The sequence below is a fragment of the Paenibacillus sp. FSL P4-0081 genome (genome assembly GCF_000758565.1).
Lineage (GTDB): Bacteria > Bacillota > Bacilli > Paenibacillales > Paenibacillaceae > Paenibacillus_AQ > Paenibacillus_AQ phytohabitans.
Map to the genome: position 1 here is coordinate 514,319 of NZ_CP009280.1, position 12,427 is coordinate 526,745.

The following is a 12,427-nucleotide window of genomic DNA, read 5'->3' on the forward strand; positions in this document are numbered from 1 at the left end:
ATGGCAAATCTTATTATATTCAAATTTGAATAGGGTGGCAATCCTTTTTTTCAAAATTAAATACTAAATAATGCTGTGGACGCAAATAAGCCGCCCTTGTACAACAAGAACGGCAGGACTTCTATGTATGGTATTCCCTCGCAGGCGGACCTTTATCCGCAGCGGGGGTAGATGCTTCTTCCTACATGGCCGCATCGCTTGAACGCAGCTCCCGGGCTTCTATGTACCTGATGAACAGCTCAGTCAGCTCCGGGTCAAACTGGCTTCCCGCGCAGGCCCGCAGCTCCACAATAGCTTCTGCGAACGATTTGGTCGGCTGGTACGGACGCTCCGTGGTCATGGCATCGAACGAGTCGATAATGGTCAGCATCCGGCATAGCCGGGGAATCTCTTCTCCCTTGAAGCCGTACGGATACCCTTTGCCGTCATACCGTTCGTGGTGCAGCTCGATATAAGGGGCGAGATCCTTGTATTTATCGTTGGTAAGTGCCATCTCTTTGCCCCAGGTGACATGCCATTTGACCATCTCCCATTCCTCCGGCGCGAGCTTATCCTTCTTGTTAAGTATGCCCCAGGGAATCTCCAGCTTGCCGATATCGTGGATCAGTGCGCCGAGCGTGAACTGCCGTTTGGAGAGATTGTCCAGCGCCAGCAGCTCGCTGATGTCCATGGCATAGCGGAATACGCGTTTGGAATGCTTGAAGGTCTCCAGATCCTTGTACATAAAAAGATTAAGCTGCTGCTCAATATCGCGCACATCCTGACTGAAATCGATGTCGCGCTCCAAGAGAGACTGGTTGCCGTAGACGTGGACCATGTTCTTGCCCTGTTTTTTGGCATAGTACAGCGCCTGATCGGCATGGTCGACCAGCTCTGACTTGAAGTGGACATCGGGCCGGTATCCGGCTACGCCTGCGGAGAACGCCAGACAGCCCTGCGGGAAGATCTCGCTGCCTTCAAAAATAGAATTGTTGAGCGTTTTGCGCAGCTTTTCGATGAATTGCCTGGCCGTCACGGCATCGTAGCCCGGCATCAGCAGGGTGAATTCTTCACCGCCATATCTGGAGACAATAATATCGGTGGACCCGGTTTCCTTCTTCAGTAGCTCAGCCAGAAAAACAATAAGCCCGTCCCCCTTAAGATGGCCGAAGTGATCATTGTATTTCTTGAAATCATCGATATCAATCATGGCCAGGGAGAGTGCGCTGCCGCCTGCCTGCGATCTGCGCATTTCCTCTTCTAGCGCCGCTTCGAAATAGCTGTGGTTAAACAGTCCGGTACGCTGATCGCGGTTAGCCCGCTCTTCAATGTCACGGTACATGCTGAACAGCCGTTTGAAGGAATAGGAGATCAGTACACTGAGGCCCAGGAATAAGGCCAGGCCGGTAATTCCGTTATAGAAGAGCAGAACGGTCAGCACCAGGGAGAGCACCAGCGTGCACAAATAGGCCAGTACGGCGTCTGTCAGCATTGCTTTGAGTGTATTGTAGAGATTCTCACGGAAAATTATGTAGTAGAAGAAGCCGACAAGCAGCAGGTTCAGGATGAAATATATGGCCATAGCGCTGAGGTATGCTGCCAGATAGCTGCTGAGAAGCGGTCCCTGCCGGCCCCCGGACCACGAGAAGATAAAGGCTGCGGAAGTGATCATGATACAGTACACGGCGAAATTATTGAGATGCTTCCAGAGCGGAGTGCTTCCCCATTCGATGAACAGCAGTACGATGGAGCAGAGCAGGAGAACCAGAAGGGCGGACGGGGCGCCGAAGATAAAGATACAGGCCAGATAGATGGAAGAATCCAGTGACAGCCCGTTCCCCTGCGGAGGCAGCTGGAAGGTGAAGACGGTGAGCAGGACGGCCGCGCCTGACATGGCGGTAACCCAGCCCCAGCCGGATGAGGAGAGCTGAAGAATTTGCGGTTCCGTTTGATAAATGAACAAGCCCAGCCCGGCAATGCATATGATAAAGGAGTACAAATAGCTCCTGCGGCGATGCATCTGGCTGATGATTGATTTGAGCACTGCTCCTCCTCCATTCACGTAGTTGTAGATGTTTTATTCTAGGAGATTCGCGTTCAAACGGGAATTCTCCTGCTAAATCATGACAAATACGCATGTGTTACAGGATAAAGGAGATAAGTTGCGGTGAGGCCTTGACATACCCATGGGGGGTATATTATATTGTTACTTGAGGAGGCTGATTCCTGTGTCAACAAATGAGAAGGAGCATGCCGGGCATGATTGCGGCGAGGATTGCCATTCTTCTGCATCCGGCGTCCGCAAGAGCCATCATTCCCCGGAATTCAAGAGTGGACTGACCACCCGGCTTAACCGGATTGAGGGACAGATCCGCGGCGTCAAAGGCATGATTGAACGGGATACCTACTGTGATGATGTGCTTAATCAGCTGGCGGCGGTGCAGGCGGCACTGAACAGTGTCGGCAAGCTGCTGCTTGAAGGCCATATGAAGAGCTGCATTATCGAGCGGATCGAAGCCGGCGAGCATGAGGTTATCGATGAGCTGCTGATTACGGTGAATAAGCTGATGAAATAGAGGTTGGGCCTGGGGAGTTTGAATGGAGAAGTCCTAATTATTGATGGAGGTCGTAACTGCGGTGAATGTTTGAACTTTCGGCCGCTGTTGTCCCCGGATTTCTTTGATTTAAACCGCTATTTGCGGTAGAAATCCGTGGACAAAGGCGGTCGCTGGCGCTCCTACAGTTTCAAAATTCCCCTCCGTTACTTTCATCTGGGATTATTTTTTCTCAAGATCAAACTCTGCAGGCAATGCGGGGAGCCGTCAAACCAAGCATTCGCTGGCAATTAAGCGGATGCTAACCAAATTAAGCGTATGCTTTCGAGGCTGATCAGGAGGCGTATGCTATTCAAACCATTAGGAGGGTAATCAAATGTCGAACGTAACATTGAATGTAGAAGGAATGTCTTGTGGTCACTGTGTAAGTGCTGTAGAGAAAGCTGTGAGCGGCGTTGGGGCTGCGGCGAAGGTAGATCTTCCGGCGAAGACGGTAGCGGTTGAATTTGACGAGAACACTGTAAGCCTGGATGCAATCAAGGCGGCTATCGAGGATCAGGGCTACGACGTAGTTTAAGTGAAGGATTGTAATGTAAGGGCTTGGAGCCGGGAACCCTAGAGCAATAGGGCCGGGCGCCAATGCCTTTTCTTTTAAAGATAAATATACCCCTTGGGGGTATGGGGAGGTGCGTGAATCATGGAAAAGAGTGCAGAACCGGTCCAGCAGCAGGCTACGCTGCAGATTACCGGGATGACCTGCTCCGCTTGTGCGGCGCGGATCGAGAAGGGATTGTCCCGCATGGAGGGGGTATCCCGGGCGAATGTCAATCTGGCGCTGGAGCAGGCGACGGTGGGATTTGATCCGAAGGTCGCTGGCGTGCCGCAGATTGAGGAGAAGATCCGTTCTCTCGGCTATGATACGCTGAAGGAATCGGCGGATTTCGATATTACGGGCATGACCTGTGCGGCATGCTCGGCCAGAATTGAGAAGGTGCTGGGACGGATGCCCGGGATTGCCGCAGTGAATGTGAATCTGGCGCTGGAGACGGCACATGTGGAATATTCGCCGGGGAATATCAGTACAGCTGAGATTATGGATAAGGTGAGCAGCATCGGCTACAAGGCGGCGCTGAAGCAGGACCGCAAGGATATCGCCAGCCAGCGCGGAGAGGAAATCACGCACAAACGGAACAAGTGGATAATCTCTGCTATATTGTCACTGCCGCTGCTCTGGGCCATGGCGGGCCATTTCTCTTTCACTTCCTGGATCTGGACACCAGAGCTGCTGATGAATCCCTGGTTCCAGCTGGTGCTGGCGACTCCCGTGCAGTTCCTGATCGGCTGGCAGTTCTATGTCAATGCCTACAAAGCGCTGAAGAACGGCAGTGCCAATATGGATGTGCTGGTGGTGCTGGGCACCTCGGCGGCCTATTTCTACAGTCTGTACCTGACGGTGGATTCCTTGAACATGAGCGGTATGCACCATACGGTGGAGCTGTACTTCGAGACCAGTGCGGTTCTGATTACGCTGATTCTTGTAGGCAAATGGTCCGAGGCATTGGCCAAAGGGCGTTCCTCAGACGCGATACGCAGCCTGATGGGACTGCAGGCCAAGACCGCGCTGGTGATGCGCGACGGGGTTGAGCTGAGCATTCCCGTAGAGGATGTCGTTATCGGAGATCTCGTGCTGGTGAAGCCGGGAACCAAGGTGCCTGTAGACGGTGAAGTGGTCGAGGGGCTGTCCTCCGTCGATGAATCCATGCTGACTGGCGAGAGTATGCCGGTGGAGAAGAAGCCGGGTGACTCGGTTATAGGAGCCACCCTGAACAAAAACGGCATGCTCCGGATCAAAGTCCGCAAGGTCGGCCGGGATACGGCGCTGGCGCAGATTATTCGAGTGGTAGAAGAGGCGCAGGGCTCGAAGGCGCCGATTCAGCGGATCGCCGATGTGATTTCCGGGATCTTTGTACCGATCGTGGTGGGGATTGCAGCTGTAACCTTTGTAATCTGGTATATCTGGGGCGCACCCGGGCAGTTCGCGGATGCGCTGGAGAAAGCCATCGCGGTGCTCGTAATCGCCTGCCCGTGTGCACTGGGACTGGCGACACCGACTTCCATAATGGCGGGGTCCGGCCGGGCAGCCGAGTTCGGCATCCTGTTCAAGGGCGGGGAGCATCTGGAAGCTGCACAGGGCATTAAGGTTGTTGTAGTGGATAAGACCGGAACTGTGACCAACGGCAAGCCTGTGCTGACCGACATTGTAACCAGTACCGGCATTGTAGCACAGGGCAAGGTGCTTGCCGAGAACCGGCTGCTGTCGATTACAGCGGCGGCGGAGAAGCTCTCGGAGCATCCGCTGGCGGATGCCATTGTTGCGGGCGCGAAGAGCAGAAGCATTGAGCTTCCGCCTGCAGGGCAGTTCGAGGCTGTGCCGGGCCGCGGCGTATCTGCTGTAGTGGCAGGCCAGAAGGTAAGCGTGGGCACACGGCGGATGATGGAGGAGAGCGGCCTTGATATCGGGCCGTGGACAGCAATCATGACCCGGCTTGAGCATGAAGGCAAAACAGCGATGCTGGTAGCTGTTGACGGCGAAATTGCCGGTGTCGTAGCGGTGGCGGATACGATTAAGGAAACCTCGCGCGCTGCGGTATCCAGACTACACGAGATGGGCATCGAGGTCGTTATGATCACCGGGGACAACAAGATTACGGCTCAGGCCATTGCCGAGCAGGCGGGCATCCGCACGGTGCTGGCAGAGGTGCTGCCGGAAGGCAAGGCAGCCGAGATCCGCAGGCTGCAGAGCGGCGGAGTCAAGGTTGCCATGGTTGGCGATGGCATCAACGATGCGCCGGCACTGGCAACGGCAGACACCGGTATGGCCATCGGCACCGGCACGGATGTGGCGATGGAGGCGGCGGATATTACGCTCATGCGCGGCGATCTGCTGAGCATTCCGGATGCCATTCTGATGAGCCGCAAGACGATGCGCAATATCAAGCAGAATTTGTTCTGGGCGCTTGCCTACAATACGATCGGCATACCGGTTGCCGCGCTGGGCTTCCTGGCTCCGTGGCTGGCCGGTGCAGCAATGGCCTTCAGCTCTGTATCCGTTTTGCTGAATGCGCTGCGGCTGCAGCGGGTCAAGCTGTAATGTTCACTGCTTCTGCTGCAGACGGAGCGATCCGGACTTGAGCGCCGATAACCAAAGAACCGCCGGAGCGTTAATGTCCGGCGGTTCTTTGTGTTGCCGCCGAAAGCGGGCCAAGGGAGGAAATGAGGGGCACTAGTGCCCTTGATGCCGCCGAAAGTGTGCTAAGGGGTAACCGGACCCAATGTATGCGAAAAATCGAATACAATGTGCCTCCGCGAAGGTAACCGGACTCAATGTATGCGAAAAACCGAATACAATGTGCCTCCGCGAAGGGATCCGGACCCAATGTATGCGAAAAACCGAATACAATGTGCCTCCGCGAAGGGATCCGGACCCAATGTATGCGAAAAATCGAATACAATGTGCTTCTGCGAAGGCAACCGGACCCAATGTATACGAAAAAACGAATACAATGTGCCTCCACGAAGGGATCCGGACCCAATGTATGCGAAAAAACGAATACAATGTGCTTCCGCGAAGGTAACCGGACCAAATGTATGCGAAAAAACGAATACAATGTGCCTCCGCGAAGGGATCCGGACCCAATGTATGCGAAAAAACGAATACAATGTGCTTCTGCGAAGGTAACCGGACCAAATGTATGCGAAAAAACGAATACAATGTGCCTCCCTAGAAGTAGTCTGAATAGAGCAATGTGGAACAGCGCACTACCTGCTTACACAGACTCGCTCCGGCCGGCAACCTGCACGCAAGGCTTGTTCCGTCCGAGCCGGTTGGTGCCGATTACCCCGGCTATGATCAAAAGAGATCCGATCCAATGGTACACTGTAATCTCTTCCCCCAGGAAAAATGCTCCGGCTGCAATGGAGACGATGGTTGAGAGATTGGTGAACACACTCATGAGTGAAGCTTCGATTTTGGACAAGATATAAGTTGAAGTCAGGGTAGTCACCAGCGAGGCTATGACTCCCAGATATACTGCAGACAGGATAAAGGTGCCGCTCGTGAGCGGGCTTAGGAATTCGCTGAAGGTTCCGCTGGCTGCATGTCCGGTGAGCGAAATGATCAGGAAGGTTGCGAAGCCGATCCCCATCATGAGGTAGCTGAGTTCAGCGGGGCTGAAGTGCCTGGAGAGTGACCGGGCCAGCACGCTGTATCCGGCAAACGCCAGACAAGTCAGGAACAACAGCACAATCCCGGTCAGGTTGGACAGCTGAATACTGCTTCCCTTCATGACAAAGATAAACACAACGCCAAATACCGACAGGAAGATGCACAGCTTTTGCAGCAGAGAGGTCTTCTCCTTCAAGAAAATAGAAGCGATGATCATCGTCACGACAGGAGTGAACGAATAGAGAATTCCGCCCTCGGCAGAGGTTGCACGCTGAAGTCCGAATACCTGAAGGGTGAAGAATCCCAGCGGATACATCGCTGCCAGCAGCAGTGCCCGGCCAACCGGCTTGCCGCGGTAGGAGATTTTGACCCAGCCGAAGGCGACCGGGACCGACATCACAACAAACGAAGCAGCGAAACGGTAGGTTAATGTATCGAGCGGTCCGGCATGGCAGAGAGCCACCTTGGTGAACAGGAATGAGAATCCGATAATTACCGCATTGAGTACGGCAAAGCTATAAGCCAACTTGAGTCCTTGCTGCTGCATAGGTACATCTCCTTTGTGTGAGTAAGACTGGATGCTGTGAACATCGTATGTGTTACTTTAAAATTAAAGGGAATTCAGCAGCAGAACAATACCGCCTTTCCGCTACTGTACCGGTACAGTTCGTTGTTTCCTGTATAATAATTGAAGGATAATAGAGGTATCATGAACAGCAGGCCGTGGAATGAAGGCGATGGGAGGCGGGGCAGCGTGAAAAAGTATCATTCGGTTGTATCGGAGATAGAGAAGCGGATGAAGGAAGGACAGTACCGTCCTGGGGAAAAGCTGCCTTCCGTGCGCAGCGCCGCAGCATTCTACGGCTGCAGTGTCAGCACCATTCTGCGGGCCTACGGGGAGCTGGAGAGAACACATGCCATATATTCGATTCCGCAGAGCGGCTATTATATGGTGGAGAAGACGGAAGAACCCGGACCTGCCGGGGGCAGCGGAACAATCGACTTCGCTTCGGCATCGCCCGATCTGAACGTATTTCCGTATCTGGATTTCCAGCATTGCCTTAACAAGGCGATTGACCATTACAAATACAACCTGTTCACTTACGGGGATGCGCAGGGACTGGATTCGCTGCGCCGCACGCTGGTGTCTCATCTGGCGGAGTATCAGGTTTTTGCCAAGGCAGAGCGGATTATCCTTACTTCGGGAATCCAGCAGGCATTGGAGATTCTGGCCAGAATGCCGTTCCCCAGCGGCAGGACGGAGATCCTCGTTGAACAGCCGGGGTATGATATTTATTTGAGGTATTTGGAGGCGGAGGGACTGCCTGTCAGCGGAATCGGCCGCTCCGCAGCCGGGATTAACCTGCGGGAGCTGGAGGAGCGGTTCGCAAGCGGCAGGTTTAAATTGTTCTATACCATGCCCAGGTATCATAATCCGCTCGGAACATCTTACAGCACAGCAGAGCGGCAGGCCATTGCCAGACTGGCCGGCAAATACGATGTGTATGTCGTTGAGGATGATTACATGGCTGATCTGGGTGCCGGACGGCAATTTGATCCTGTATACGCGTATGACCAGACTTCACATGTGATTTATTTGAAAAGCTTCTCCAAAATCATCTTCCCCGGCCTCAGGCTGGGGGCGGTTGTGCTGCCGGAGCCGTTGCTTGTGACCTTCCGCGCCTATAAAGGATACACGGACACCTCCCTGTTATCCCAGGCAGCGCTTGAGGTATATATCAAGAACGGCATGTATGAGCACCACAGGCACAAAATAAAAGCGATGTACGCCAAAAGAATCCAGGCGGTGTATGAGGCGCTCCGGCGGTATAATACGGAAGGTTTAATTGAAGCATCTGCGGACAGCTCCGGCGTCTACATGCAATTCAAATTGCCGGTAACCGTGAATCTGGAACGGCTGGTCAAGCGGCTGGGAGAGCGGAAGATCTGCGTCGTATCCGGCAATGGATTCTATTTATCCGATTACCGGACCCGGGACAAGTTTATACGCATCAGTATTTCCCGCGCCGGGCTGGACCAGATTGATGAGGGGATCAGGGGCATAGTCCAGGAGGTGAAGCGGGGGGGCGGATGGTAGCGCGAAGGCCCTCCTGTTGTCTGGATACTAAATTGTGTTCATAATATTCCTATATAACTGTGAAAAGAGAGGCGAACCTACTGTGAAACCCGTAAATGAAACTCTTGAGCTGTTGAACCGTCATACCTCCGTCCGCCAGTTTCAGGACAAGCCGGTCAGTGACGAGCTGCTCGCTGCCATTATCGGGGCGGGCCAGATGGCCTCTACCTCCAGCAATGTGCAGGCTTATAGCGTAATTGCCGTAACGGAGCCTGCACTTAAAGCGCAGCTCTCCGCCTTATCCGGCAATCAGGCGTATATCGAGCAGTGCCCGGTCTTCCTGGTCTGGTGTGCCGACCTGTACCGGCTGCGTGAGGCGGCGGCTCCCCATCTGCAGGGGGCGCCATCCTATGAGGACAGTACAGAGAATCTGATCGTTGCCACCGTCGATGTTGCGCTCGCCGCGCAGAATGCTGCGGTTGCCGCCGAATCACTCGGTCTAGGCATCGTGTATATCGGCGGCGTCCGCAATAATATTGCCGCGCTGTCTGAGCTGCTGGGCCTGCCTGAGCTGGTCTATCCGGTATTCGGCATGTGCCTTGGTTATCCCGCCGCCGTGAATGGAGTGCGGCCGCGTCTGCCGCTGCAGGCCGTGCTGCATCATAACGGCTATAATGCCGAAGCCGCATTGCAGCAGGCCGGGGTGTATGACGGGATCTCACGCGATTATATGCGCGAGCGGACCGGCGGCCAGAGTGAGGCCTCGTGGTCGGAGATCATGGCGAAGCGCCAGGCTCAGCCGTCAAGAATGCATATGAAGGAATTCCTGCTGGGCAAAGGGTTCATGCAGAGATAACACGTTAAAGTGTGTAACTGAAGCTATATGGATAGCAGCAAGAAGGCTTCCCCCTTAAAGAAAGGGCGAAGCCTTCTTGCTGTTTACAGGATTCAGCCCGCTCTAAGACGGATTGCCGTACCACTTATATGTCATCACTGACTTGGCAGGCACATTTACGATAAACGACTGGCTGCCCCATTGTATCTTGACGTTCTTGGCCGAGGTCTGCGGATTATAAGCGACAACTACCTTGGAGCCGTCGGGATTCTTGAAGGCCACATTCTTCAGATCATTGCTGGTGTTGCTCTGGATGCGGTAAGCACCCGGAACGACAAATTTGCTGAAGTGGCCCAGCAGATAATATTGCTTGGTATAAGTGACATTGTTCTCCGGATTACTGTTTGAATTGTCAGAGTTCTGAATGGTGACCATGCCCCGGTTGGTATTGTAGGCGGACAGCAGGGCAGGACCGTCCTTCTGATCAAGTGCGGCGTTCCAGAGAATAACCGATTTGGACCAGTTACGTGTAATATTAATGAATTCAGTGATCATGTTGTCGAAGCCCTGGCTTGTGCCGTTCTGCGGATCATTCCAGGTGCCGAACCCGCCCTCTGTGAACCAGATGTCTTTATCGGGATGGGCATTATGCATGGAGGTCATCTGCGAGCCGTCACCGCTGTCGTAGTGATGGAAGGCGCTGCCGGCGATATAGCTTGCTTTGCCGGAGTTTTTCAGATTCTGAACGACCGTATTCGGGAAGCTCCAGTTCAGATAATTATGGTCAAAAGCAATGATCTTGGTATTAATCCCGGCATTCTGCAAGGTTGGGCCCAGGTAGTCTCCGATGAAGCCGGTCTCATCCTGCTCGTTCATGGCCATCGAGGGGTACGCTCCGGTTTCATACATAGGCTCGTTCTGTACGGTGACGGCATAAATGGGAATCCCCTGGGCCTGATAGGCCTGAATGTATTTTTTAAAATAATCGGCGTAGGTCTGATAGTACTCAGCTTTGAGCTTGCCGCCGTTCAGGGTCCCGGAGTACTTCATCCAGGCCGGGGCGCTCCACGGTGAAGCAAATACCTTAATGCCGGGGTTCTTGGCAATCGCCGCTTTGACCATTGGAACGATATAAGGCAGATCACGGCTGATCGTGAACTGGCCGAGTGAGGTGTCCCCAGCCGTGTCATCATACGTGTAGGCCGACCAGGTGAAGTCCGAGCTGCGCATCGGCTGCCGCAGCACACTCAAGCCAATACCGGTGTTGCCAAACAGCTTCTCCATCACCTCAGCCCGCTTGGCGGCATTCAGCTTGTAATTGAGCAGCCAGGCGGAGGAGTCGGTCAGGGAAACGCCGAATCCGTCCATTTGCTGATAGCTGGTGCCTTCGTTAACGGTAATTGTATAATCGCTGCTTCCGGTGGCGGAGCTGAAGCTCTTATCCCCGATGCGGGTCAAACGGGCACCAGTGCTTAATCCGACAGCCGGCTCCGTATTCGGATCCGAGGTGGATATCCATACCTCTGCCGTTTCCCCTGCAGCTGAAACCGGTTGCGGTGCAATGCCTCCGCTGCCCGCAAGCAGCGTGGCGATCAGCGCTGCCAGTCCAATTCTTTTGAACATACATTATACTCCTCTCGATTATGCAGAATTGTAATCGCTTACTTTTATGGCAGAAATATCTTAATTCAACCCTCCATAAAAATCAATAATTTCCTCAAAAAGTTATTTATCCGGGTGACAGTTGTCACCTTGAACGAATGACAGTCCATACTGATGTTCACTTTCGGCCTCCTGTACTATAGAAATATAGCCGGAGGGCATATGGATACGGAGGGATACAGGATGGATCATGTGATCGAAATGAAAAATGTCAGCAGAAGCTTCCAGGATAAAAAAGCGGTGGATCGCGTCAGCTTCACCATTAACAGAGGTTCCATTACAGCAGTGCTCGGGCCTAACGGAGCAGGTAAAACAACTACCTTGTCCATGCTTCTGGGGCTGCTTGAGCCCACAGAAGGAAGTGTACAGGTGTTTGGGCTTCCGCCCAAAGACGCCAGGGTCCGGGAGCGTACGGGAGCGATGCTGCAGGAGGTGAGTGTGATGGACCGGTTAAAGGTCAGAGAGATTCTGTCCCTGATCCGCAGCTATTATCCGCGGCCGATGGAGATGGAGGTGCTGCTTCAGGCCACGGGGCTTGCCCCGGCCGATCTGAACCGCTATGCCGAGAAGCTCTCCGGCGGGCAGAAGCGCAGTCTCAGCTTAGCGCTGGCGCTGGCGGGTAACCCCGATCTGCTGGTTTTTGACGAACCGACGGTGGGGCTCGATATCACTGCCCGCCGCCATTTCTGGGAGAAGATCCGGGGACTGGCTGAGCAGGGCAAGACGATTCTGTTCACCACCCACTATCTGCAGGAGGCGGAGGATACCGCAGACCGGATTCTGCTGTTCAGCCGCGGCGCCCTTGTGGCAGACGGCAGCCCGGAGGAGATTAAGGCCAGAATCGTGAGTAAGTCAGTGTCCTTCCTGCCGCTCGGCGATCCGGCGGTGCTGCGCGGTCAACTGCTGGAGCTGCCTGTGGTCGAAGCCTGCTACGAGAAGAACGGGCGGCTGCATGTAACGACGGAGAATACGGATGAGGCGCTGCGGGCTATTTTTACAGGCGGACTTGCGGTGAAGGATGTTGTGATTGATCAGGGGAAGCTGGATGAAGCGTTCGAGCAGTTGACTATGAGCCAGGAGGCGGCGGTATGATG

9 protein-coding genes are annotated in these 12,427 nt (G+C 54.0%); 6 read left to right on the top strand and 3 right to left on the bottom strand.

From position 1 onward, the window contains the following. Positions 1 to 181 precede the first annotated feature (181 nt). Entirely contained in the window at positions 182 to 1,999 is a 1,818-nt protein-coding gene (locus tag P40081_RS02285; RefSeq protein WP_042140682.1) for a diguanylate cyclase, read from the bottom strand. A gap of 166 nt (positions 2,000 to 2,165) precedes the next feature. On the opposite strand from P40081_RS02285, the gene P40081_RS02290 reads away from it, so the two are divergent. From P40081_RS02290 to P40081_RS02300, 3 genes are all read left to right on the top strand, one after another. Then, positions 2,166 to 2,555, top strand: a complete 390-nt coding sequence (locus P40081_RS02290) for a metal-sensitive transcriptional regulator (RefSeq protein WP_042133035.1) — start codon at positions 2,166 to 2,168, stop codon at positions 2,553 to 2,555. A 355-nt stretch (positions 2,556 to 2,910) separates the two neighbouring features. After that, positions 2,911 to 3,111 (top strand): copper ion binding protein, encoded by a 201-nt coding sequence (locus P40081_RS02295; RefSeq protein WP_039299488.1) that lies wholly within the window; start codon positions 2,911 to 2,913, stop codon positions 3,109 to 3,111. Between the two features lie 120 nt (positions 3,112 to 3,231). Further along, the gene (locus P40081_RS02300; RefSeq protein WP_042133037.1) at positions 3,232 to 5,685 is read left to right on the top strand and encodes a heavy metal translocating P-type ATPase; all 2,454 of its coding nucleotides are present in this window, start codon (positions 3,232 to 3,234) and stop codon (positions 5,683 to 5,685) included. A 676-nt stretch (positions 5,686 to 6,361) separates the two neighbouring features. Here the strand turns inward: P40081_RS02300 and P40081_RS02305 are convergent. Further along, positions 6,362 to 7,306, bottom strand: a complete 945-nt coding sequence (locus P40081_RS02305; protein WP_042133039.1) for a DMT family transporter — start codon at positions 7,304 to 7,306, stop codon at positions 6,362 to 6,364. A gap of 207 nt (positions 7,307 to 7,513) precedes the next feature. Here P40081_RS02305 and P40081_RS02310 point away from each other — a divergent pair, with 207 nt between their 5' ends. Then, a complete protein-coding gene (locus P40081_RS02310) occupies positions 7,514 to 8,857 on the top strand; it encodes an aminotransferase-like domain-containing protein (protein ID WP_042133041.1) in 1,344 nt (447 codons plus the stop codon). Positions 8,858 to 8,939: 82 nt separating this feature from the next. After that, positions 8,940 to 9,692 carry an oxygen-insensitive NADPH nitroreductase gene (gene nfsA, locus P40081_RS02315; protein ID WP_042133043.1) on the top strand — a complete coding sequence of 251 codons (753 nt, stop codon included), beginning with the start codon at positions 8,940 to 8,942 and terminating at the stop codon, positions 9,690 to 9,692. A 102-nt stretch (positions 9,693 to 9,794) separates the two neighbouring features. On the opposite strand, the gene P40081_RS02320 is transcribed toward nfsA, so the two are convergent. Then, complete coding sequence (locus P40081_RS02320; protein WP_042133044.1) at positions 9,795 to 11,294, bottom strand: glycoside hydrolase family 30 protein; 1,500 nt, start codon at positions 11,292 to 11,294, stop codon at positions 9,795 to 9,797. Between the two features lie 222 nt (positions 11,295 to 11,516). On the opposite strand from P40081_RS02320, the gene P40081_RS02325 reads away from it, so the two are divergent. Further along, positions 11,517 to 12,425: an ABC transporter ATP-binding protein gene (locus P40081_RS02325; RefSeq protein WP_042133046.1), complete on the top strand. Its 909-nt coding sequence runs from the start codon at positions 11,517 to 11,519 to the stop codon at positions 12,423 to 12,425. Positions 12,426 to 12,427 lie beyond the last annotated feature (2 nt).